The following is a 21,965-nucleotide window of genomic DNA, read 5'->3' as shown; positions in this document are numbered from 1 at the left end:
TACAGAAACAGTAAAAAGTTCATTAAAAATGCTGGAAAATTTTTAGATTTATCCAATTAAATCAAGAATTTACACACAAGTATTAAGGATATTACGACATATCTTTTGACTTCCTGATCCTTTAGAGCAATAATTAATTTCATGGGGTAAAGGCAGGTGCAACAAGCGCTCTTGACACATGACAAAAAGAACCGGCTGGCCACGTCAGCATCGGTATCAAGCGCCAGTTTTTTGGTCCGGGCAATCCGGGCTTGCAAAGACAGCCGGGCTTGGAAAAACAATAAAAATCAATTACAGGGGTAAACAAACACAGGCGGCGAGGCCAGGCGATTGCCAGGCGGGCTGACATGGTGACTGGCAGGTTGACATATTCATTAAAGGACAGTGACATGACCATTTTTGACAACTACGCAGCACGTTACGAGCGCACCCGGGAAGAGGAAATGTCGCTCACCGAATATCTGGCCTTATGCAAGAAGGACAAGCTGACCTATGCCAGCGCCCCCGAACGCATGCTGGCCGCCATCGGTGAACCCCAGCTGGTCGACACGCGCAACGATACGCGCCTGTCGCGCATCTTCGCCAACAAGGTGATCAAGATCTACCCCGCCTTCCGCGAGTTTTACGGCACCGAGGAAGTGATCGAACAGGTGGTCTCGTATTTCCGCCATGCCGCGCAGGGACTGGAAGAGCGCAAGCAAATCCTGTATCTGCTGGGGCCGGTGGGCGGCGGCAAATCGTCGATTGCGGAAAAGCTCAAGTCGCTGATGGAGCACGTGCCCTTCTATTGCCTGAAAGGCTCGCCCGTCAATGAGTCGCCGCTGGGCCTGTTCAACGAGGAAGAAGACGGCACCATCCTGGAAGAAGACTATGGCATCCCGCGCCGCTACCTGCGCAATATCCCCAGCCCGTGGGCCGTGAAACGCCTGCATGAATTCAATGGCGACATCAACCAGTTCCGCGTGGTCAAGCGCTACCCGTCCGTGCTGAAACAGATCGCCATTTCGAAAACCGAGCCGGGCGATGAAAACAACCAGGATATTTCCTCGCTGGTCGGCAAGGTCGATATCCGCAAGCTGGAAGATTATGCCCAGGACGATCCGGACGCCTACAGCTATTCGGGCGGCCTGTGCCTGGCCAACCAGGGCTTGATGGAATTCGTGGAAATGTTCAAGGCGCCGATCAAGGTCTTGCATCCGCTGCTGACGGCCACCCAGGAAGGCAACTACAAGGGCACCGAAGGTTTCGGCGCAATCCCGTTCGACGGCATCATCCTGGCCCACTCGAATGAGTCGGAATGGAAAACCTTTAAAAACAACCGCAACAATGAAGCTTTCCTCGACCGCATATATATAGTCAAGGTGCCGTACTGCCTGCGCGTGTCCGATGAAATCAAGATCTACGACAAGCTGGTGGCCAATTCCTCGCTGTTCAAGGCACCGTGCGCGCCCGGCACCCTGCGCATGATGGCCCAGTTCGCCATCCTGTCGCGCCTGAAAGACCCGGAGAACTCCAGCATCTTTTCCAAGATGCTGGTCTACGATGGTGAAAACCTGAAGGACACGGACCCGAAAGCCAAGTCCATGCATGAATACGTGGATTACGCGGGCGTGGATGAAGGCATGAATGGCTTGTCGACCCGCTTTGCCTTCAAGATCCTGTCCAAGGTCTTCAACTTCGACAACACGGAAGTGGCCGCCAATCCGGTGCACCTCTTATATGTACTGGAGCAGCAGGTCGAGCGCGAACAATTCCCGCCGGAACTGGAGCAACGCTACTTCTCGTATATTAAAGAGCACCTGGCGCAGCGCTACGTGGAATTCATCGGCAAGGAAATCCAGACGGCTTACCTGGAAAGCTATTCCGAATACGGGCAAAACATTTTCGACCGCTATGTGACGTTTGCCGACTTCTGGATCCAGGACCAGGAATACCGCGATCCGGACACGGGCGAAAGCTTCGACCGCGAATCGCTGAACAACGAGCTGGAAAAGATCGAGAAGCCGGCCGGCATTTCGAATCCGAAAGACTTCCGCAATGAAATCGTCAACTTCGGTTTGCGTGCGCGGGCGTCCAACGGCGGCAAGAATCCGGCCTGGACCAGTTATGAAAAGTTCCGCACCGTGATCGAGAAAAAGATGTTCTCGAATACGGAGGAATTGCTGCCCGTGATTTCCTTCAATGCCAAGGCCAGCGCCGACGATGCCAACAAGCACGCCGACTTCGTGGCCCGCATGGTGGAAAAAGGCTATACGGCCAAGCAGGTACGCCTGTTATGCGAATGGTATTTGCGGGTACGCAAGTCGTCATAAGCCAGGCAGCGGGCGCGGCCCTGCATGGCGGGGCCGCGCAAGACCAGAGCTAAGGAGGCACCCTTTGACTTACCTCATCGACAGGCGCTTGCAGAGCAAGAACAAGTCCGCCGTCAACCGCGAGCGCTTCTTGCGGCGTTACAAGGGCCAGATCAAGGATGCCGTGGGGCGCGCCATCAAGGGGCGCTCGATCACGGACGTTGAAAATGGCGAAAAGGTCAGCATCCCCGTCAAGGACGTGGGCGAACCCTCATTTGGCCACGCGCATGGCGGCGTGTGGGAAATCGTCAACCCAGGCAACAAGGAATACCTGAAGGGCGACCAGATCGCGCGCCCCAAAGGCGGCGGTGGCGGCGGCGGCCGGGGCAAGGCGGGCAATAGCGAAGAAACCACGGAAGACGATTTCATCTTCGAGCTGTCGCGCGAAGAATTCATGAATTACTTCTTTGAAGACCTGGAATTGCCGCATATGGTGAAAACCCAGCTGACGGCCACCACCGAATTCAAGAACCAGCGCGCCGGCTACAATATGTCGGGCACGCCATCGAATATCCACGTGCTGCGTTCCCTGCGCGGCGCGCTGGGCCGGCGCATCGCCGTCGGCGGCGGCGCCCGCAAGCAGTTGGCGCAAGCCGAAGAGGATTTGGCCACCCTGTTGCACGAAGGCGCGCCGGAAAACGACCCGCTGGTGGCCGAACTGCGCCGCCAGATCCACCATCTGCACACGCGCTTGCTGGCGATCCCGTTCATCGACCCGTTCGACTTGCGCTACAGCAACCGCATCAAGGTGCCCAAACCGATGACGCAGGCGGTGATGTTTTGCATCATGGACGTCTCCGGTTCGATGGACGAATCGCGCAAGGATACGGCCAAGCGCTTTTTCATCCTGCTGTACCTGTTTCTCAAGCGTGCCTACGACAAGATCGAGGTGGTTTTCATCCGCCACCATACAGCCGCCTCGGAAGTCAACGAACACGAGTTCTTCAATTCGCGCGAATCGGGCGGCACGGTGGTGTCGTCGGCGCTCAATTTGCTCAACACTATAATAGATGAACGTTATGGCGCCGGGCAATGGAACAGCTATGTGGCGCAAGCGTCGGACGGCGACAACTGGGACAACGATTCCGTGTTGTGCCGGCAATTGCTGATCAACACCATCATGCCCAAGGTGCAGTATTACACCTATGTCGAGATCACCGACGGCCCGCAGCAAAACCTGTGGGAACAATACGCGGGCGTGCTCGAGCATCACGCCCATTTCGCCATGCAAAAGATCGTCACGCCGGCCGATATCTACCCGGTCTTCCGCGAACTGTTCAAAAAACAGGTGAAATGATGAGTGCAGCCTTTGACCGCGCCAGCAACACCCCGGGCGAGCCCTTCGTGCGCCTGCGCCATGCCAATGCCTTGCCCGAGCAATCGGAATGGACGTTCGAGCTGATCGAACAAATCCACGAAGAAATCCGCCGGGTCGCCCAGCAGTTCGGCCTGGATACCTATCCGAACCAGCTGGAAATCATTACGGCCGAGCAAATGATGGATGCCTACACCTCGGTCGGCATGCCCGTCTCGTACAACCATTGGTCTTTCGGCAAGCATTTTTTGTCCACCGAGAAAAGCTACAAGCGGGGACAGATGGGCCTGGCTTACGAGATCGTCATCAACTCGAACCCGTGCATCGCCTATTTAATGGAAGAAAACAGCCTGACCATGCAGTCGCTGGTGATCGCGCATGCGGCGTATGGGCATAATTCTTTCTTCAAAGGCAACTATCTGTTCCGCGCCTGGACCGATGCGGACGCCATCATCGATTACATGGTGTTTGCCAAGAACTATATTAGTGAATGCGAACAGCGCCACGGCGTGGAAGCGGTGGAATTGCTGCTCGACTCGTGCCATGCGATCCAGAACTATGGCGTGGACCGCTACAAGCGGCCGGCCAAGCTGTCGATGGCCAAGGAATATGCGCGCCAGAAAGAGCGCGAGCAATACGTGCAATCGCAGATCAACCAGCTGTGGCGTACCCTGCCGCGCCGCGAAGAAGACGATGACGACGGCGACCAGCGCAAGGCCGTACCCCGCTTCCCCCCCGAACCCGAAGAAAACCTGCTGTACTTCATTGAAAAATACGCGCCGCTGCTGGAACCGTGGGAACGCGAAATGGTCCGCATCGTGCGCAAGATTTCCCAGTATTTTTATCCGCAGCGGCAAACCCAGGTCATGAATGAAGGCTGGGCCACCTTCTGGCACTACACGATATTGAACCAGCTGTACGATGAAGGCGTGGTCGGCGATGGCTTCATGATGGAATTCCTCAAAAGCCACACCAACGTGGTGTACCAGCCGCCGATCGACAGTCCTTATTACAACGGCATCAATCCGTATGCGCTGGGGTTTGCCATGATGAGCGATATCCGCCGTATCTGCGAACATCCCACCGACGAAGACCGCGCCTGGTTTCCCGAGCTGGCCGGCAGCGACTGGCGCAAGAGCCTGGACTTTGCCATGCGCAATTTCAAGGATGAAAGCTTTATCGCCCAATACCTGTCGCCCCGACTGATACGCGAATTTCACTTCTTTGCCGTGCTCGATGATGACAAGAATGAAAAACTGGCCATTTCGGCCATCCACGACGATGCCGGCTACCGTTATGTGCGCCAGCAACTGGCTGAGCAATACAACCTGGGCAACCGCGAACCTAATATACAAGTGTGGTCCGTCAACACGCGCGATGACCGGGCATTAACTTTGCGCCATACCCAGTTCCAGCGCCGCCCCCTGAATCAGCAGGCCAATGAAGTGCTCAAGCACGTGGCCCGCCTGTGGGGCTTCGATGTGCACCTCGATACGGTCGATCCGCAGGGGACGGTCACGGGCACCTTGAACTGCCGGCGCGAGAAACGCAACCGGCGCGACGACCCTGCGATACGTGTCTGATGATGGCGCAAACCATTTTGTTTTCTTATATGCATGCCTATTGAATAAGTACATAAGAAATAAATATGGCTGGGCGGCTGCGCGGACCTGCGCCCAGCCGCCTTTTTTTTGCCTGCCGGGCCCGCTAATCGCACCCATTTGGTGCAGTGCAAACCGTAAGTGGTCTGGTTCCGTAGAAAAATGTTATCAAAAAGAAAGAATTCTATCCAAATTTAACAGTTTCCATATTGGATATGGCGAAATATAATTCCGCAATATCGACGCATCGGAGAACTTCTCAGTGTTAGTCCACAGAGGCTGTAAAAAACCGATAAGACCGCCTTTTTTTATGTCCGAAAGCGTGCAAAGATGGCATAAGCAAGTACGTTTTCAGGGCACAAAAGCGTCAAAAATTTAACCGGTTTTAGGCGTTAAAAATCTGTGTAAAATAAAGAATTCGTATGTATAATTCGGCGACGTCCCGGATACGGCTGGAGCTTTGTGTCGTCATTTTGGGGTTCAGTTGCAAGACAGAGATGGTATTTGGAGAAAGCAGGCATGAATTTTTCGAACGAGAAAAGTCCCAAGAACTACACAGGCATCACTATCGTTGTCCTGCTGCACGTTCTCGCGGCTTACGGGATCGCGACGGGGTTGGGCAAGCGGTTAGTCACCAAAATGATGGAACCGGTTGAAACCAAGATTATCGAGGAAGTCAAACCGCCTCCTCCGCAGGATCTTCCACCGCCACCACCGCCGCCAGAGATGAAGGCGCCACCGCCGCCATTCATCCCGCCAGTCGAGGTGAACGTGCAGCAGCCGCCGCCGCAACAGAACGTGATTGCGAACACTACTGCTGTGAAGCCAGCCACCAATGTATTGGCACCGCCAGCACCGCCTGCACCGCCAGCGCCAACTCCTGGACCAGCCAAATCGGTACGTACACCGGCCGTGGTTGACTTCAGCGTCTGCGAAAAACCGCAGTATCCGAAGTCGTCGCAGCGCAATGAGGAAACCGGTGTGGTGACACTGTCGTTCCTGATCGGTGTGGATGGCAAAGTGGCAGATTCTAAGGTCGTGAAATCGAGCGGCTTCAGAGATTTGGATCGTGCAGCAGTACAAGGTATCAGCCGCTGCACATTCAAGCCGGCAACAGTCGACGGCAAGCCGGAACAAGGCTGGCAGCAAATGCAATACGTTTGGTCGCTGGATTAAAACCCGAGGCAGTTATCCCCTGTCTCACACTGTGATTTCGTTGTCATTACGTTCAGCGATCTGTTATTTTTAATTTTGGAGGAAGCATGTTTAAGAATACCCGTTTGTCCGCATTTTTTGCCGCGGTTCTGTTGTCCGTCACCGCTACGACCGCTCTGGTAGCAGCACCAGCATTCGCTGACGCGCCAGCATCGGCAGCAGCTTCGGCTCCAGCGGCAGATGCTGCAGCAGCACCAGCAGCACCAGCGGCTGACGCAGCAGCACCAGCAGCCGACGCAGCAGCTCCAGCCAAAACCGAAGAAGTGCACAACCCGTTCGGCCTGTCGGCAGTCTGGGACGGCGGCTTCGTTCCACGCGCTACCCTGATCATCCTGGCCATCATGTCGATCGGCAGCTGGTACATCATCATCACCAAACTGCTGGATCAAATGAAGATCTTCAAGCAAGCGAAAGAAACCGCTGCCAAATTCTGGAAAGCACCTTCGATCGCTGCTGGTTCGGCAACCCTGGCAGAAGGCTCGCCATTCCGCTTCATCGCTGAATCGGGCACCAAGGCAACGGCTCACCATGACGGCGCCCTGCTGGAACAAATCGACCTGTCGACCTGGGTGACGATGTCGATCCAGCGCGCTTCGGACAAAGTTCAATCGCGTCTGCAAGATGGCCTGTCGTTCCTGGCAACCGTTGGTTCGACCGCACCGTTTATTGGTCTGTTCGGTACCGTTTGGGGTATTTACGGCGCGCTGACCAACATCGGCATGACCGGTAACGCTTCGATCGATAAAGTTGCAGGTCCAGTTGGTGAAGCACTGATCATGACCGCTTTCGGTCTGCTGGTCGCTGTTCCTGCCGTTCTGGGTTACAACTGGCTGGTTCGTCGTAACAAAACCGCAATGGAAGATGTACGCTCGTTCAGCGCCGACGTTCACTCGGTACTGATCTCCGGCGCAATGTCGACCAGCGAAGCTGGCCGCGCAGCCGGCGCTAAAAAGATCGGGTAAGAATCATGTCGATGTCCGTCGGCTCCGATAGCGGAGAAGATCACGTGATGTCAGAAATCAACACGACGCCGCTCGTCGACATCATGTTGGTTTTGCTGATCATCTTCCTGATCACCAGTCCGGTTGTCCTCAAATTGCAGAAAATCGATCTGCCGATCGAGGCCAACCAAGCCTTACAAAGCAAGCCTGAGAATGTCAACATCGTTATCAACAAAGATGGTGAGATTTACCTGGGCCAGAAAAGACTGAAAGATACGAACGAACTGTTCGATTATCTTAAAGTTGAAGCAGTGAAAATACCGCAGCCGGAAGTACATGTTCGTGGCGACCAGGAAGCACGCTACGAATCGATCGGCCGGGTTATTTTCACGACCCAACGTGCCGGTATCCAGAAGGTCGGCTTCATCACCGAACCACCTGACAAAGGCTGATAGCGACTGAGCATGGCATCCTGGCAATATCGGGGTGCCAGTGCCGGGAGCTTGCCGGGCGGTTGTATCGCCCGGCACTTCGTTGGACTTCTTAAAGGAAATACTATGAGTATGAATGTCGGTTCGGGTAGTTCGCCTAACGCGGATCCGGAACCAATGATGGAACTGAATATGACGCCCCTCATCGACGTGATGCTGGTGCTGATTATCATGTTGATCATCACAATTCCTAAACAAAACCACTCGGTGAACTTGAACATGCCGGTCGGCAATCCTCCGCCACCGACAGCGCCGCCAGTGGTCGTCACGATCGATGTCGATTTTGACGGCACGGTCTTGTGGGACAATCAGGTCGTTCCTGATCGTGCCTCGCTGGAAGCCAAACTGAGCAACGTTGCCGCGCAAGCGGACCAGCCGGAAGTGCATCTGCGTCCGAACAAGCTGGCTGAATACAAGGTCGTCGCTGGTGTGATGGCTTCGGCACAGCGTCTGGGCGTGACCAAAATCGGTCTGGTCGGCAACGAGCAATTCCAGTAAGCTGCAGCAATCAGGTTCTATTAACATCCGAATAGGCAGGACTTCCTGCCTATTCGCTTTTTACTGAAAGACTTTCTCATGTCCAAGTTTCGTCTCGCTCATCTCGGCCTCGTCATGGCCGCTATCGGTTTTACCGCAGCAACTCCCGTAATCGGCCTGGGCTCGCTGGCATACGCCGCGGACACCGTGCGTGCCGAAGTGGGCAAACCACTGCAAGAAGCACAAAAACTTGCTAGTAGCGGAAAAAACAAGGAAGCGCTGGCCAAACTGCGCGAAGCAGACAGCGTCGGCGGCAAAACCGCCTTTGAAAGCTACCAGATCGAACGCGTGCGCGCTTCGGCCGCTGCGGCTGCCGGCGATAACCCTACGGCTATCAAGGCGTTCGAAGCCGTCATCAATTCCGGCCGCCTGAGCGCCGCCGAAGCCCCAAAATTCACACAAGCCCTGGCCGGCATGTACTACCGCGCCAAGGACTGGCCTAACGCCATTACCTGGATCAACCGTTCCTTGAAAGACAAGGAAGATCCACAAATGCGCGAACTGCTGATCCAGACTTACTACGTCAGCGGCAACTACCCGGCAGCGGCGAAAGAACTACAAGCACGCGGTGGCAACTCGGAAAGCAGCCTGCAAATGCTGGCCAATATCCAGTTGAAGCAAAACGACAAGGCTGGCTACGTGGCAACCCTGGAAAAACTGGCTGCCAGCTATCCAAAACCTAGCTACTGGGCTGACCTGCTGAACCGCGTTTCCGGCAAGCCTGGCTTCTCGCAACGCCTGGGCCTGGACGTACAGCGTCTGCGCCTGGCCAACGGCCTGTTCACCAAGGCTTCCGAATACATGGAACTGAGCCAGCTGGCCCTGCAAGCAGGCAATCCTGGCGAAGCCCTGAAAATCATCGACCAAGGCTACAAAAAAGGCATCCTGGGCACCGGCGCCGATGCGCCACGCCACCAGCGCCTGAAAGACCTGGCAGTGAAAACCGAAGCGGACCTGAAAGCCAACGGCGCCAAGTCGGAAGCGGACTTCATCAAGCTGAAAGATGCCGACAGCCTGAGCAAACTGGGCTTTGCACTGGTGTATGAAGGCCAGGCCGACAAGGGCCTGGACCTGATGAACCAGGCCGTGAAGATGGGTACCGCCAAGTACCAGGATGAAGCGCAATTGCACCTGGGCATCGCTTACGGCGTTGCTGGCAAGAAAGCCAACGCTTTGACCGCCCTGAAAGCCGTCAAAGGCACGGACGGCAATGCCGACCTGGCCCGCTACTGGTCTTTAATGCTCAAGTAATCAGCACTACGCCTATCGTGGCGTAAAAGTCTGAAAGCGTTGCCGGCCCTCGTGCTGGCAACGCTTTTTTACCATTTCAGGGGTGAAATAAGTGCTCTGCCAGCCTTGGCGGCTGTGCATCCCTGAAACAGTCCGTATAATCCCCCATTTGGCACAGTTTTTCATCAGATTCCTATGAAGGTATTCCGCGGACTTCCCAATGCCCAGGCACGCGCGCCTTGCGCGCTGACCATCGGCAATTTTGACGGTGTCCATATCGGTCATCAAGCCTTGCTGGCGCGCGTGCGCACGGCGGCGACCGAACTCGGCCTGGAAGCGGCCGTGATGACGTTCGAACCCCACCCGCGCGAGTTCTTTGCGCAGCGCGCTGGCGACCTGTCGAAAGCCCCACAACGCATCGCCAACCTGCGCGACAAGCTGCAATCCCTGGACGATGCCGGTATCGACCGTGTCATCGTCGAGCATTTCAGCAGCCAGTTCGCCGCGTTGACGCCGCAGGAATTCACGGAAAAAGTGCTGGTCGACGGCTTGCACGTGAAATGGCTGATGGTCGGCGACGACTTTTGCTATGGCGCCCGGCGCGCCGGCGATGTTGCCATGTTGCAAGAAGCCGGCCGCAAATATGGTTTCCACGTCGAAACCCTGCCAACCGTGATGAATGGCAGCACGCGCATCTCCTCGTCGGCCGTGCGCCTGGCGCTGGCCGAGGGCGACTTTACCCTGGCGCAACAGCTGCTGGGCCATCCCTACGCGATTTCCGGCCATGTGATCCATGGCCAGAAGCTGGGACGCACCCTGGGTTTTCCCACCCTGAACCTGCGCGTGGCGCACCGCCCTGCCCTGTCCGGCATTTTTATCGTGCAAGTGCATGGCCTGGGGCCACAGCCACTGCCGGCCGTCGCCAGCCTGGGCGTGCGCCCCACTGTCGATGACAGCGGCCGCGTCTTGCTGGAAGTGCATCTGTTTGACTTCGCCCAGTCCTGCTACGGCAAGCTGGTGCGCGTGGAATTCCTGGAAAAACTGCGCGACGAAGAGAAATACCACGACTTGCCCACCCTGACGGCCGCCATCCAGCGCGACTCGAATCAGGCACGCGCCTATTTTGAGCAGCGCAGCGGCGCCATTACCGCCACCGACCGAATTTGATCCCGGCCCACTTCGCATTCGCCGCATGGCGGCTCACGCCGCCGCAAACCATCAATACAAATAAAGAAGATTATGTCCGACCAAAACAAGCCAGCCACGCCCAAGCAAAACAAGAAGCCTGAAAGCAAGTACCCAGTCAATATGACGGAAACCCCGTTTCCGATGCGCGGCGACATGGCCAAGCGCGAGCCATTGTGGGTACAGCAATGGCAAGACAAGAAAATTTATGAGCGCGTGCGCAAGGCTGCAGCCGGCCGTCCAAAATTCATCCTGCATGACGGTCCGCCGTATGCCAACGGCGACATCCACCTGGGCCACGCCGTCAACAAGATCCTGAAGGACATGGTCGTCAAGTCGCGCTCGCTGGCCGGTTTCGATGCACCGTATGTGCCGGGCTGGGATTGCCACGGCATGCCGATCGAGATCCAGATCGAAAAACTGCACGGCAAGAACCTGCCGACGGCCGAAGTGCTGGAAAAAGCCCGCGCCTACGCCAATGTGCAGGTCGAGCGCCAAAAGAAAGATTTTATCCGCCTGGGCGTGCTGGGCGAGTGGGACAACCCTTATCTGACCATGGCGCACGGCAATGAAGCGGACGAATTGCGCGCGCTGGGCAAGCTGCTGGAAAAAGGCTATGTCTACCGCGGCCTGAAACCGGTCAACTGGTGCTTCGACTGCCAGTCGGCCTTGGCCGAGGCGGAAGTGGAATACGCGGAAAAACGCGATCCGGCGATCGACGTCGGCTTCAAGTTCGCCGAGCCTGAAAAACTGGCGGCCGCCTTTGGCCTGCCATCGCTGCCGACGGATAACGGTTTCATCGTCATCTGGACCACCACCCCGTGGACCATCCCGTCGAACCAGGCGCTGAACGTGCACCCTGAAATCAAGTACGCACTGGTGAAAGCCGAGCGCGATGGCCAGCCTTTGCTGCTGATCCTGGCGCAAGACCTGGTGGTGGCCAGCCTGGCGCGCTTCAAGCTCGAAGGCACGACCATCGCCACTTGCGACGGCGCCGCCCTGGCCGGCATCAACTTCCGACACCCGCTGCATGCCAGCGACGCTTTCTATGACCGCCTGTCGCCGCTGTACCTGGCTGAATACGTGACCACCGAAGCCGGTACCGGCGTAGTCCACTCGGCGCCAGCCTACGGCCTGGACGACTTCTTGTCGTGCAAGGCGCATGGCATGAAGGATGACGATTTCATCAAGCCGGTGATGGGCGATGGCAAATTCGCCTCGACCCTGCCGCTGTTCGGCGGCATGAGCATCTGGGAAGCCTCGAAACCGATCTGCAACGCCTTGAAAGAGGCGGGCGCGCTGTTCGAAGTGAAGATGTTCGACCACAGCTATATGCACTGCTGGCGCCATAAAACGCCGATCATCTACCGCGCCACGTCGCAGTGGTTTGCCGGCATGGACGTGACGCCCAAAGATGGCGGCGCGACCCTGCGCGAAACGGCCCTGCAAGGCATCGCCGACACCCAGTTCTTCCCGGACTGGGGCCAGGCGCGCCTGCACGGCATGATCGCCAACCGTCCCGACTGGACGTTGTCGCGCCAGCGCCAGTGGGGCGTGCCGATGGCCTTCATCGTGCACAAGGAAACCGGCGACCTGCATCCGCGCACGCCGGAACTGCTGGAACAAGTGGCCAAGCTGATCGAAAAAGACGGCATCGAAGCGTGGCAAACGCTGGACCTGGCTGACCTGATCGGCGACGAGGCGGCCATCTACGCCAAGAACAAGGACACGCTGGACGTGTGGTTCGATTCCGGCGCCACGCACCAGACCGTGCTGGGCGGCCCGCAAGCCAAGGGTTCGCACGCGACGCAACTGCAATTCCCGGCCGACCTGTACCTGGAAGGCTCGGACCAGCATCGCGGCTGGTTCCATTCGTCCCTGCTGGTATCGTCGATGCTGAACGGCCATCCGCCGTACAAGGCGCTGCTGACGCACGGCTTCACGGTCGATGGCGAAGGCAAGAAAATGTCCAAGTCGCTCGGCAACACCCTGGCGCCGCAAAAAATCTCCGATACCCTGGGCGCCGACATCCTGCGCCTGTGGATCGCCTCGACCGACTACACGGGCGAGCTGTCGATCTCCGACGAAATCCTGAAACGCGTGACGGAATCGTATCGCCGCATCCGCAATACCCTGCGCTTCCTGCTGGCCAATACCTCGGACTTCAATCCAGCCACCGACGCCGTGCCGGTGGCCGAGCTGTTCGAGATCGACCGCTATGCGATCGCCAACATGGCTACACTACAGGAGCAGATCGAGAAGAACTACACGAACTACGAGTTCCACCCGGTCGTGTCGAAACTGCAGACCTACTGCTCGGAAGACCTGGGCGGCTTTTACCTGGACATCCTGAAAGACCGCCTGTACACCACGGGACTGACGTCCAGCGCCCGCCGCTCCGCGCAAACGGCCCTGTGGCACATCACGCAAAGCCTGCTGCGCCTGATGGCCCCTGCCCTGTCGTTTACGGCAGAAGAAGCATGGGCCGTGTTTGCCGGCGCCGAAGCGTATGCCGCCAGCGATGAAACCATCTTCACGCAAACCTGGTGGCAGTTGCCGGCCGTGGCCGACGCCGACGCGCTGCTGGAAAAATACACGGCCCTGCGCGCCGTGCGCACGGACGTGACGAAGCAGCTGGAAGACTTGCGTACCTCGGGCGCCATCGGTTCGTCCTTGCAGGCAGAACTGACGATCAAGGCCGCGCCGATGAAGTACAAGCTGCTCACGACCCTGGGCGACGACCTGAAATTCGTCTTCATCACCTCGCAGGCGACGGTCGCTGAAGTAGCCGACGAAGCCGCCGAAGAAGTGGTCGTGGCCGCGTCGACGGCGCCGAAATGCGAGCGCTGCTGGCACTACCGCAGCGACGTGGGCACGGATGCCGCCCATCCGACCCTGTGCGGCCGCTGCGTCAGCAACCTGTTTGGCGCCGGTGAAAAACGCCGCTACGCTTAAAACGGCGCGGGTTTGACGCCCGTACCGCTACCACCCGCCGCTGCCACCACCCCGGCAGCGGCGGCTTCACCTTCCCTGGAAAAATATGGCCACCAAAAACCGTTTTTCATCGAAACCAAAATCGTCCCTGATCCCCTGGCTGGGCATCGCCGCCATCGTCATCCTGTTCGACCAGATCACCAAGATCACGATACAGCGCACCTTCAGCTATGCGCAGGAAATGGTCATCACCTCGTATTTCAACCTGGTGCTGGCCTATAACAAGGGCGCCGCCTTCAGTTTCCTGTCCGACCAGGGCGGCTGGCAACGCTACTTCTTCACCGCCATCGCCCTGGCGGCGGCCGGCTACATCATCTACCTGCTGAAAAAGCACGCCGGCCAGCGCATGTTTTGCTGGGCCCTGTCGCTGATCCTCGGCGGCGCACTGGGCAACGCCATCGACCGCCTGTTCTACGGCCACGTGGTCGATTTCCTCGATTTTCACTGGAAAAGCTGGGGCCATTTCCCGGCTTTCAATATCGCCGACAGCGCCATCTGCATCGGCGCGGCCCTGTTCATCATCGATGAACTGCGCCGGGTAAACAAGTAATCAGCGGGAGAACAGCATGGAATTGTCCGGCAAAAAAATCGTCCTGGGACTCTCGGGCGGCGTCGCCTGCTACAAGGCGGCCGAACTGTGCCGCGCGCTGACCCGCGCCGGCGCTTCGGTGCAAGTGGTGATGACGGATGCGGCCAGCCACTTCATCACGGCCGTGACGATGCAGGCGCTGTCCGGCCACCCCGTGCATACCAGCCAGTGGGATGCGCGCATCGATAACAACATGGCGCATATCGACCTGACGCGCCATGCGGACGCCATCCTGATCGCGCCATGTTCGGCCGATTTCATGCGCAAGCTGGCGCATGGCGTGTGCGACGACCTGCTGTCGACCCTGTGCCTGGCCCGCCCTGCCCACTTGCCGCTGCTGGTGGCGCCCGCCATGAACGTGGAAATGTGGCAAAACCCGGCCACGCAGCGCAATGTGCAGCAGCTGCGCGACGACGGCATCCAGTTGTTTGGCCCGGCAGCCGGCGAACAGGCCTGCGGCGAAGTGGGCCTGGGCCGCATGCTGGAACCGGAGCAGCTGCTGGCCGAGCTGATCGCCGCCTTCCAGCCCAAACTACTGGCCGGCAAGCGCGTGCTGGTCACGGCCGGCCCCACGTTTGAAGCGATCGACCCGGTGCGCGGCATCACCAATCTGTCGTCGGGCAAGATGGGCTATGCAGTGGCGCGCGCGGCGCGCGAGGCAGGCGCCGAAGTGCTGCTCATTTCCGGCCCCACGGCTTTGGATGCGCCATTCGGCGTGCGCCGCATCGATGTGCAAAGCGCGCAGCAGATGCACGACGCCGTGCTGTCCCACGTCGATGGCCAGCATGTATTCATCGCCGTGGCGGCCGTGGCCGACTGGCGCGTGCTCAATGCCAGCGACCAGAAAATGAAAAAACAGGCCGACGGCTCCGTGCCCGAACTGAAGTTCGCGCAAAACCCCGACATCCTGGCCACGGTGGCGGCGCGCACCAACCTGTCCGGTTATCCGTACTGCGTGGGCTTTGCCGCCGAATCGGAAAACCTGGTCGAATTCGGTTCGACCAAGCGCGAGAAAAAAGGCATTCCGTTGCTGGTCGGCAATATCGGCCAAAACACCTTCGGCCAGGACGACAACACCATCATCCTGTTCGATGAAGATGGCCACACGGTGCTGCCGCGCGCCTCGAAACTGGAACTGGCGCGCCAGCTGATTTCGGAAATTTCCAAGCGCATCGCCAGGATCTCGCTACTTAAATAACGCTGTTCAAATAATCCTTATCTGCTTTACATCAATGAAAAATATCGACATCAAGATTCTCGACGCCCGCATGAAAGACCAGTTGCCGGCCTACGCCACGCCAGGCAGCGCCGGGCTGGACCTGCGCGCCTGCATCGATGCGCCGCTGACCATCGAAGCGGGCCAGACCGTGCTGATTCCGACCGGCCTGGCGATCCATATCGGCGACCCGGCCTACGCCGCCATGATCCTGCCGCGCAGCGGCATGGGTCACAAGAACGGCATCGTGCTGGGGAATCTGGTAGGCTTGATCGACTCCGATTACCAGGGCCAGCTGATGATCTCGACCTGGAACCGGGGCCAGAGCGCTTTTACGCTCAATCCCATGGAACGCCTGGCACAGCTGATTATCGTGCCGGTGCTGCAAGTGGGCTTTAACGTCGTCGAGGAATTCGGCGACAGCGAACGCGGTGTTGGCGGATTCGGCAGCACCGGCAAACATTAACAACGCCTGATAAAACCGTAGCGAGCGGATGGGAGTTGTGGCCGAGACGCGGAGCTGTGCGCATGCACAGTGAGCATCGCAGGCCGCAAATCACGACGCGCAGTAGGTTTTGACAGGCGTACTAAGGATTCTGTTTATGCCAGGCTTACGCCATCTGATCCCAGCCCAACCTTTGCTGCGTCAATTAGCCCTTCCGTTGACCGCAGCCGTTTTCCTCGCCGGTTGCAGCACACCGGGGCCGCAAGTGAACGGCCCGTTCAACGTGGTGCCGGCGCCCGATGCGCCAGCGTACACGGCAGAGCAAAAGGCGGCGCAGCAGGAACTGGTGAAGATGGTGGCCTTGCAAGACCGCTTGTCGAAAGTCTCGGCGCCCCTGCTGATCAACAATGCAGACCTGTGCAAGACCTACGCCCGCAACCTGCTGGGCTTCACGGCCCAGAATAAATACTCCTACCCTGGCGTATATGCCGACGCGGCGCAGGCGGCGCTCGGTTATGGCGAACAAATGCAGGTGTCGGGCGTGCTGCCCGGCAGTGGCGCGGCCCGCGCCGGCTTGCGCAAGGGCGACGCCCTGATCGCGGCCGAAGGCAAACCGCTGCCCACGGGCCCCAAAGCGGAAGGCCCGTTCGGCGCCATCGTGGGGCCGCTGGCGTCCAAAAGCGCCAGCCTGAACATGACTATCGCCCGCCAGGGCGAACAGCAGCAACTGGCCATTCCCGTCACCCGCGCCTGCGCCTTCCGCGTCGCGCTGGGCAATGCCGACAACGTCAATGCGTATTCGGACGGCGCGCGCATCCTGCTCACGCGCGGCATGATCACCGCCGCCCAGAATGATGAAAACATCGGCTTCGTGATCGCCCGTGAAATGGCCCACAATATCCTCGACCATGCGCGCGCGCAGCGCTCCGCGGGCACGGCTGGCAGCATCATCGACAGCCTGGGCGCGGTACAGCCCGACACCTCGATGCTGACGGGCGCCGCCGGCATCAAGGCCATGCCGCCCGACCTCGACGCGCAGGCCGACACCCTGGCCATCTATCTGCTGGCGCGCGCCGGCTACAACATCGACAACGCCGCCAGCTTCTGGCAACGCCTGTCCACGCAAACGCCGGCCAGCGTGGCCAACGGCTACACGGCCCTGCACCCCGCCACCAGCGCGCGCCTGGCCGCCATCAACAAGGCGGTGGCCGATGTCAAGGCCAAGCAGGCGGCGAAGAAACCCTTGAAGCCTTAAGACAGTGCCTGAAAAAACCGTCGCGAGCGGAAGGAAGAGGTGGCCGAGAAGCGGAACTGTACTTTAGTACAGTGAGCATCGTAGGCTACCTCTTCCAACGCGCAGTAGGTTTGGTCAGGCACTGGGGAAATCTGGGAAGTAGGTGCCCATAATCCAGGTCAGGGCGCCGCAAAAGACCACGGCCAGGAACAGGACGATCAGCAGCTTGCCAAACTTGGGGATGCCATCGGTTTGCGTGTTTTGTTCGTCGGACATGGGGCCTCCGCAGCTGGTGGAATGGCCAGTATAACGATAATATCTTGCAGCGCCAGCAAGCAGGCATAAATAACAAGAAACGAGATGCACTCGCATCGCTGGCCCTGCTACCCTTCCTGATTTTTTGCCCACCATGACACTGCTGCACTGGACCATCCCCCTGCCCGCCGGCTACCGCCGCGAGGATGTACTCGCCTTCCACGCCCGCGATACCCAAGCCGTGGCTGAACAGATCACGCCCACGGGACTGCGCAAGGGCATCGTGCAGGGTGGCCCGGCCGTGCTGCTCGAGGTGGCATTTGACGATACGCAAGCCATCTGCCGCGCCGAGATCGATGGCGATGAAGCGCCCGGCCTGCGCGAGCAGCTGCACGGCGCCCTGCTCAATATGCTGGGCCTGCGCATCGATCCCGCGCCGTTCGCCCGGCTGGCAGCCAGCGATGTCTTGCTGGCGCCTTTGGTGCTGCGTAACCCTGGCCTGCGCATCGTGCAGTCGGCCAGCCCCTTCGAAGCGCTGACCTGGGCCATCATCGGCCAGCAAATCAATCTGTCCTTCGCCATCGCCTTGCGCCGCACTTTTATCGAACAAGGCGGGCGTCGCCACAGCAGCGGCCTGTGGTGCTACCCCGAGGCGGCCGACGTGGCGCAGCTGCACATCGACGATCTGACCAGCCGCAAATTTTCGCGCGCCAAGGCCGAAACCGTGCTGCGCCTGGCGCAGCTGGTCGATGGCGGCCAGCTATCGCTGGAACTGCCTGCCTCCGGCGAGGTGGACGCCATCTCGCAGGCGCTGCTGGCCGTCAAGGGCATCGGCCCGTGGACCGTCAATTACGCCCTCTTGCGCGGTTATGGTTATGCCGACTGTTCGCTGCATGGCGACGTGGCCATCCGCGCCGCGCTGCAAAAGCTGCTGGGCGAAGAGGTCAAGCCGGACATGGTCCGCACCGAGCAGTGGCTGCGCCAGTACCGCCCCCATCGCACCATGCTGGCGGCCCACCTGTGGGCCAGCCTGCACGCGGCTGAAAAAAATAGTCCGCCGCAGCGGGAATAAACCGGCCGCACCGCGCGTCTATCCCTTGCAAGCCCCATCAACCTTGAAGGAGACCACCATGCGCTTTACCATTTTCGCCACCACCCTCGCTGCCGTCCTGTCGGCCCCGCTGGCCTTTGCCGCCGACGTGATGCCCGCCAACGGCATGCTGGTCAACGCCAGCGGCATGACCGTGTATGTGTTCGACAAGGATGTCGCCGGCAGCGGCAAGAGTGCCTGCAGCGGCGGCTGCCTGACGCTCTGGCCCGCCGTCATCGCCACCGAAGAGATGCCTGCCGCACCGTATGGCACCATCCAGCGCGAAGACAACGGCGCCAAGCAGCTGACGTACAAGGGCAAACCGCTGTACCTGTACAAGGAAGACAAGAAGCCGGGCGACGCGGCGGGCGACAATTTCAAGAACGTCTGGCACGCCGTCAAACCATAAGCACCGGCTGCTGCCGCGATGAGCGCGTTCGACGACAGCCGCCAGCTGCAAGCCTGCCTGCCGGGCCTGCGCCGCTATGCGCGAGCGCTGGTGGGCAGCCTGCATGCGGACGACCTGGTGCAGGATACCGTGGAGCGGGCCTGGCGCAAGCTGGAACAATGGCAGCGCGACGGCGCCATGCGGCCGTGGCTGTTTTCCATCATGCATAACCTGCATGTGGACCAGCTGCGCCGGCCCGGACTGGCGCTGCAGGAACTCGACGATGACGCGCTCCTGCCGGCCGAGGAGCGCGCGCCGGGCCAGTCCATCGCCATCGGCGAAATGGATGCGGCGCTGGCCCGTTTGCCGCTGGGCCAGCGCGAAGTGATCCTGCTCGTGGCGCTGGAGCAGATGCCGTACGAGCAGGTCGCGGCCACCCTGGGCATCCCGGTCGGCACCGTCATGTCGCGCCTGTCGCGCGGACGGGACAAGCTGCGCGCGCTGCTCGATGGCCGTCCCGCCAGCGGCGCCCCCACCCTGAAAGTCGTGAAATGAATCCGCAAGCCATCAGCGAAGCACACTTGCACGCCCTGGCCGATGGCCTGCTGCCCGAAGCGCAGCGCGCCGCACTCGAAGCCCACCTGCGCGACCATCCCGAGGATGCCGCCAGGGTGGCAGCCTGGCGCGAGCAAAACCGGCAATTGCGGGCGCTGTACGCCCCCGTGCACGATGAACCTGTCCCAGCGGCGCTGCTGCAGGCTAGCGCCCCGTCCACGCCAGCGGCCAACCGCGGCTGGCATCGGCACGCCATGCAGGCCGCAGCCGCCGTGCTGCTGGTGCTGGCCGGCGGCGCCGGTGGCTGGCTGCTGCGCGATAGTGGCGACAACCGCGCGCAGAGCGGCGCCAGCCCGATCGCCCTGGCGCGCAGCGCAGCCATCGCCCACGCCGTCTACACGCCCGAAGTGCGGCACCCGGTGGAAGTGGGCGCGGAACAGGAGGCGCACCTGGTGCAATGGCTGTCGAAACGCCTGGGCACCAGGCTGCAGCCGCCTACCCTGTTGCCGCTCGGCTACCAGCTGATCGGCGGGCGCCTGCTGCCCGGCGACGGCGACGGCCCGGTGGCCCAGTTCATGTACCAGGACGGCAGCGGCAAGCGCCTGACCCTGTATGTGGCAAAAGAGCGGGCCGGCAGGCAGGAAACGGCCTTCCGCTACACCCAGGAGCAGCAGCTCAGCGTGTTTTACTGGATCGACGGGCAGCTCGGCTACGCCCTCTCGGCCAGCCTGCCGAAACAGGAGCTGGGCAAGATCGCCGACGCCGTGTATGCCCAGCTGGAAGCGCCGCGCTGATCCCGCCATTCAGCCTGGCAGCGCCCTTTCGACATTGACGCGCGCCAGCGCAAACGCCTGCCGCAACACGGCCAGGTCGCCGATATGGTTCGCCAGCAGCAGCACCAGCTCGGCGTTCAGCATCTTGCCCTGGCGCTCATCGAGGCCGTGGTGCGAGTCGTCCAGCATCGCATAATAATCCTCGAAATTATCGAGGTTCTGCTTGAGGTTCAATTGCGTGCTCAATTGCGTATTCATGTGCGCTCCTGATTGTTCATCGTCACAGGGCTGCCCAGGCAGTGAATCAGACCAGCCGCCAGTCCCAATACTAGACCAAAGACGGCCACGCCGCTCCAGCCATAGCGCGCCATCAGCCAGCCGCTGGCCGCCACGCCCACCGCGCCGCCGAGAAAGGTGGCCGTCATGTACAGGCTGTTGATGCGGCCCTGCGCTGCCGGATCGACGGCAAACGCGCGGGTCTGGTTCGAGACCAGCCCGGACTGCACGCCAATATCGAGCACGATCACGCCAATAACCAGCAGGACCAGCGAAGACCCGGCGCCGGCCAGCAGCAGATAGGACAAGCTCACGATGCCGATACTGGCGCCGATGACCTTGCGCGATCCGCTCTTGTCGGCCGCCCTGCCCCCCAGGGTGGCGGCCAGTGCGCCGGCTGCGCCGATAATGCCGAAACCACCGGCCCAGGCGCTGCCCAGGTGCCAGGCGCCATGCGCCAGCAAGGCGGCCAGGTTGACCCAGAAGGCATTGAAACAGGCCCAGAGCAAGGATTGCACCATCATCGATTCGCGCAGCGGCTGGTGGTCGCGGGCCAGTGGCCACAAGGATGCCAGCAGGCGGCCATAGGACAGCGTCGTGGTAGGCTTTCCCTTCGGCAACAAAGCCGCCGCCGCGATCCAGACAGGGATCATGAAGGCCGCTTCCATGCCATACACGGCGCGCCAGCCAAACGCCTCGCCCACCACGCCAGCCACCGTGCGGCCCAATAAAATGCCGACCATGATGCCGCTGACTACGGTGCCGACGGAACGCCCGCGCTCGCCGGGCGGCGACATCAGGGCCGCGAACGGCACCATCTGCTGCGGCACGCAGCTGACGATACCGAGGCCGAACGAGGCCGCAATCAGCGCCCAGATGCCCGGCGCCATGCAGGCCGCCAGCGCAAACACACAGGCCAGCGCAATTTGTCCCAGCACCAGCTTGCGCCGGTCGTAGCGGTCGCCCAGCGGCAGCAGCAAGGCCAGACCGGTGGCAAATCCCAGCAAGGCGGCGCCGGCGACCAGGTCGACGGCCGCCAGGTCCACGCCCAGGCCGGACTGTATCAAGGGCAAAATGGGCTGGGTGCAATAAATATTGGTGATGACGGCGCCAGCGATGACGGCCATCATCAGGATCTTGCCGCGCGGCGCGGACGAAGAATTGCTGGGATCAAGCTGGGGATCAAGCTGAAGAGTAGGCTGAAGAACGGGTTCGGCGCGCATGGCGCTCTCCTTTCAGGGTGACTGGTTTCACACGGCGGCAGCATGCCGCAGCGAAGAAACA

At 60.0% G+C, this 21,965-nt stretch carries 21 protein-coding genes; 18 read left to right on the top strand and 3 right to left on the bottom strand.

Features of this window, described 5'->3' with window-relative positions; translation table 11 throughout:
• The first annotated feature begins 389 nt into the window (after window positions 1–389).
• The 14 genes from ACL9RI_RS02405 (at window position 390) to ACL9RI_RS02340 (ending at window position 17,365) form a co-directional block, all read left to right on the top strand.
• Entirely contained in the window at window positions 390–2,312 is a 1,923-nt protein-coding gene (locus ACL9RI_RS02405) for a PrkA family serine protein kinase (protein ID WP_183675627.1), read from the top strand.
• A 64-nt stretch (window positions 2,313–2,376) separates the two neighbouring features.
• The gene (locus ACL9RI_RS02400) at window positions 2,377–3,648 is read left to right on the top strand and encodes a YeaH/YhbH family protein (RefSeq protein WP_422724989.1); all 1,272 of its coding nucleotides are present in this window, start codon (window positions 2,377–2,379) and stop codon (window positions 3,646–3,648) included.
• Window positions 3,645–5,249 (top strand): SpoVR family protein, encoded by a 1,605-nt coding sequence (locus ACL9RI_RS02395; RefSeq protein ID WP_422724988.1) that lies wholly within the window; start codon window positions 3,645–3,647, stop codon window positions 5,247–5,249. The genes ACL9RI_RS02400 and ACL9RI_RS02395 overlap by 4 nt, the downstream gene beginning before the upstream one ends.
• A 537-nt stretch (window positions 5,250–5,786) precedes the next feature.
• The gene (locus ACL9RI_RS02390) at window positions 5,787–6,443 is read left to right on the top strand and encodes an energy transducer TonB (RefSeq protein WP_422724987.1); all 657 of its coding nucleotides are present in this window, start codon (window positions 5,787–5,789) and stop codon (window positions 6,441–6,443) included.
• Between the two features lie 86 nt (window positions 6,444–6,529).
• The gene (locus ACL9RI_RS02385; protein ID WP_183742745.1) at window positions 6,530–7,444 is read left to right on the top strand and encodes a MotA/TolQ/ExbB proton channel family protein; all 915 of its coding nucleotides are present in this window, start codon (window positions 6,530–6,532) and stop codon (window positions 7,442–7,444) included.
• 5 nt (window positions 7,445–7,449) lie between these two features.
• Window positions 7,450–7,875, top strand: a complete 426-nt coding sequence (locus ACL9RI_RS02380) for an ExbD/TolR family protein (protein ID WP_422724986.1) — start codon at window positions 7,450–7,452, stop codon at window positions 7,873–7,875.
• Window positions 7,876–7,980: 105 nt separating this feature from the next.
• On the top strand, window positions 7,981–8,412 hold the full coding sequence (locus ACL9RI_RS02375; protein WP_183675622.1) for an ExbD/TolR family protein: 432 nt from the start codon (window positions 7,981–7,983) through the stop codon (window positions 8,410–8,412).
• Window positions 8,413–8,490: 78 nt separating this feature from the next.
• The gene (locus tag ACL9RI_RS02370) at window positions 8,491–9,702 is read left to right on the top strand and encodes a tetratricopeptide repeat protein (protein WP_422724985.1); all 1,212 of its coding nucleotides are present in this window, start codon (window positions 8,491–8,493) and stop codon (window positions 9,700–9,702) included.
• A gap of 174 nt (window positions 9,703–9,876) precedes the next feature.
• Window positions 9,877–10,848, top strand: a complete 972-nt coding sequence (locus ACL9RI_RS02365) for a bifunctional riboflavin kinase/FAD synthetase (RefSeq protein ID WP_422724984.1) — start codon at window positions 9,877–9,879, stop codon at window positions 10,846–10,848.
• 72 nt (window positions 10,849–10,920) lie between these two features.
• Window positions 10,921–13,821 carry an isoleucine--tRNA ligase gene (ileS, locus tag ACL9RI_RS02360; RefSeq protein WP_422724983.1) on the top strand — a complete coding sequence of 967 codons (2,901 nt, stop codon included), beginning with the start codon at window positions 10,921–10,923 and terminating at the stop codon, window positions 13,819–13,821.
• A gap of 85 nt (window positions 13,822–13,906) precedes the next feature.
• The gene (gene lspA / locus ACL9RI_RS02355; RefSeq protein WP_422724982.1) at window positions 13,907–14,410 is read left to right on the top strand and encodes a signal peptidase II; all 504 of its coding nucleotides are present in this window, start codon (window positions 13,907–13,909) and stop codon (window positions 14,408–14,410) included.
• Window positions 14,411–14,426: 16 nt separating this feature from the next.
• Window positions 14,427–15,647: a bifunctional phosphopantothenoylcysteine decarboxylase/phosphopantothenate--cysteine ligase CoaBC gene (coaBC, locus tag ACL9RI_RS02350; protein ID WP_422724981.1), complete on the top strand. Its 1,221-nt coding sequence runs from the start codon at window positions 14,427–14,429 to the stop codon at window positions 15,645–15,647.
• Window positions 15,648–15,681: 34 nt separating this feature from the next.
• Window positions 15,682–16,131: a dUTP diphosphatase gene (gene dut / locus ACL9RI_RS02345; protein ID WP_183675616.1), complete on the top strand. Its 450-nt coding sequence runs from the start codon at window positions 15,682–15,684 to the stop codon at window positions 16,129–16,131.
• 136 nt (window positions 16,132–16,267) lie between these two features.
• Entirely contained in the window at window positions 16,268–17,365 is a 1,098-nt protein-coding gene (locus ACL9RI_RS02340; protein WP_422724980.1) for a M48 family metalloprotease, read from the top strand.
• Window positions 17,366–17,479: 114 nt separating this feature from the next.
• On the opposite strand, the gene ACL9RI_RS02335 is transcribed toward ACL9RI_RS02340, so the two are convergent.
• Window positions 17,480–17,620: a hypothetical protein gene (locus tag ACL9RI_RS02335; protein WP_422724979.1), complete on the bottom strand. Its 141-nt coding sequence runs from the start codon at window positions 17,618–17,620 to the stop codon at window positions 17,480–17,482.
• A 133-nt stretch (window positions 17,621–17,753) separates the two neighbouring features.
• On the opposite strand from ACL9RI_RS02335, the gene ACL9RI_RS02330 reads away from it, so the two are divergent.
• Genes ACL9RI_RS02330 through ACL9RI_RS02315 form a run of 4 tightly spaced genes read left to right on the top strand, consistent with a single transcriptional unit; the run spans window position 17,754 to window position 20,426 of the window.
• Window positions 17,754–18,671 (top strand): DNA-3-methyladenine glycosylase family protein, encoded by a 918-nt coding sequence (locus ACL9RI_RS02330; RefSeq protein WP_422724978.1) that lies wholly within the window; start codon window positions 17,754–17,756, stop codon window positions 18,669–18,671.
• A gap of 58 nt (window positions 18,672–18,729) precedes the next feature.
• Entirely contained in the window at window positions 18,730–19,098 is a 369-nt protein-coding gene (locus tag ACL9RI_RS02325) for a hypothetical protein (protein ID WP_422724977.1), read from the top strand.
• Between the two features lie 18 nt (window positions 19,099–19,116).
• Window positions 19,117–19,632 carry an RNA polymerase sigma factor gene (locus ACL9RI_RS02320; protein ID WP_422724976.1) on the top strand — a complete coding sequence of 172 codons (516 nt, stop codon included), beginning with the start codon at window positions 19,117–19,119 and terminating at the stop codon, window positions 19,630–19,632.
• On the top strand, window positions 19,629–20,426 hold the full coding sequence (locus tag ACL9RI_RS02315; RefSeq protein WP_422724975.1) for an anti-sigma factor family protein: 798 nt from the start codon (window positions 19,629–19,631) through the stop codon (window positions 20,424–20,426). The genes ACL9RI_RS02320 and ACL9RI_RS02315 overlap by 4 nt, the downstream gene beginning before the upstream one ends.
• Before the next feature lie 9 nt (window positions 20,427–20,435).
• Here the strand turns inward: ACL9RI_RS02315 and ACL9RI_RS02310 are convergent, their stop codons facing one another.
• Window positions 20,436–20,663, bottom strand: a complete 228-nt coding sequence (locus ACL9RI_RS02310; RefSeq protein WP_422724974.1) for a DUF2783 domain-containing protein — start codon at window positions 20,661–20,663, stop codon at window positions 20,436–20,438.
• Window positions 20,660–21,904, bottom strand: a complete 1,245-nt coding sequence (locus tag ACL9RI_RS02305; protein ID WP_422724973.1) for an MFS transporter — start codon at window positions 21,902–21,904, stop codon at window positions 20,660–20,662. Before ACL9RI_RS02305 ends, ACL9RI_RS02310 begins: the two co-directional genes overlap by 4 nt.
• Between the last annotated feature and the right edge of the window lie 61 nt (window positions 21,905–21,965).

It is taken from the genome of Janthinobacterium sp. Mn2066 (assembly GCF_049319705.1).
Classification (GTDB): domain Bacteria; phylum Pseudomonadota; class Gammaproteobacteria; order Burkholderiales; family Burkholderiaceae_D; genus Janthinobacterium.
The sequence above is the reverse complement of the archived record's forward strand: the minus strand, read 5'-3'. Positions and strand labels throughout refer to the sequence as shown.

Bases quoted from the DNA above. Each gene is read 5' to 3' on its own strand.
- ACL9RI_RS02405 (WP_183675627.1), top strand. From the start codon at position 390: ATGACCATTTTTGACAACTACGCAGCACGTTACGAGCGCACCCGGGAA.
- ACL9RI_RS02395 (WP_422724988.1), top strand. From the start codon at position 3,645: ATGATGAGTGCAGCCTTTGACCGCGCCAGCAACACCCCGGGCGAGCCC.
- ACL9RI_RS02390 (WP_422724987.1), top strand. From the start codon at position 5,787: ATGAATTTTTCGAACGAGAAAAGTCCCAAGAACTACACAGGCATCACT.
- ACL9RI_RS02385 (WP_183742745.1), top strand. From the start codon at position 6,530: ATGTTTAAGAATACCCGTTTGTCCGCATTTTTTGCCGCGGTTCTGTTG.
- ACL9RI_RS02380 (WP_422724986.1), top strand. From the start codon at position 7,450: ATGTCGATGTCCGTCGGCTCCGATAGCGGAGAAGATCACGTGATGTCA.
- ACL9RI_RS02375 (WP_183675622.1), top strand. From the start codon at position 7,981: ATGAGTATGAATGTCGGTTCGGGTAGTTCGCCTAACGCGGATCCGGAA.
- ACL9RI_RS02370 (WP_422724985.1), top strand. From the start codon at position 8,491: ATGTCCAAGTTTCGTCTCGCTCATCTCGGCCTCGTCATGGCCGCTATC.
- ACL9RI_RS02365 (WP_422724984.1), top strand. From the start codon at position 9,877: ATGAAGGTATTCCGCGGACTTCCCAATGCCCAGGCACGCGCGCCTTGC.
- ileS (WP_422724983.1), top strand. From the start codon at position 10,921: ATGTCCGACCAAAACAAGCCAGCCACGCCCAAGCAAAACAAGAAGCCT.
- lspA (WP_422724982.1), top strand. From the start codon at position 13,907: ATGGCCACCAAAAACCGTTTTTCATCGAAACCAAAATCGTCCCTGATC.
- coaBC (WP_422724981.1), top strand. From the start codon at position 14,427: ATGGAATTGTCCGGCAAAAAAATCGTCCTGGGACTCTCGGGCGGCGTC.
- dut (WP_183675616.1), top strand. From the start codon at position 15,682: ATGAAAAATATCGACATCAAGATTCTCGACGCCCGCATGAAAGACCAG.
- ACL9RI_RS02340 (WP_422724980.1), top strand. From the start codon at position 16,268: ATGCCAGGCTTACGCCATCTGATCCCAGCCCAACCTTTGCTGCGTCAA.
- ACL9RI_RS02335 (WP_422724979.1), bottom strand. From the start codon at position 17,620: ATGTCCGACGAACAAAACACGCAAACCGATGGCATCCCCAAGTTTGGC.
- ACL9RI_RS02330 (WP_422724978.1), top strand. From the start codon at position 17,754: ATGACACTGCTGCACTGGACCATCCCCCTGCCCGCCGGCTACCGCCGC.
- ACL9RI_RS02325 (WP_422724977.1), top strand. From the start codon at position 18,730: ATGCGCTTTACCATTTTCGCCACCACCCTCGCTGCCGTCCTGTCGGCC.
- ACL9RI_RS02320 (WP_422724976.1), top strand. From the start codon at position 19,117: ATGAGCGCGTTCGACGACAGCCGCCAGCTGCAAGCCTGCCTGCCGGGC.
- ACL9RI_RS02315 (WP_422724975.1), top strand. From the start codon at position 19,629: ATGAATCCGCAAGCCATCAGCGAAGCACACTTGCACGCCCTGGCCGAT.
- ACL9RI_RS02310 (WP_422724974.1), bottom strand. From the start codon at position 20,663: ATGAATACGCAATTGAGCACGCAATTGAACCTCAAGCAGAACCTCGAT.
- ACL9RI_RS02305 (WP_422724973.1), bottom strand. From the start codon at position 21,904: ATGCGCGCCGAACCCGTTCTTCAGCCTACTCTTCAGCTTGATCCCCAG.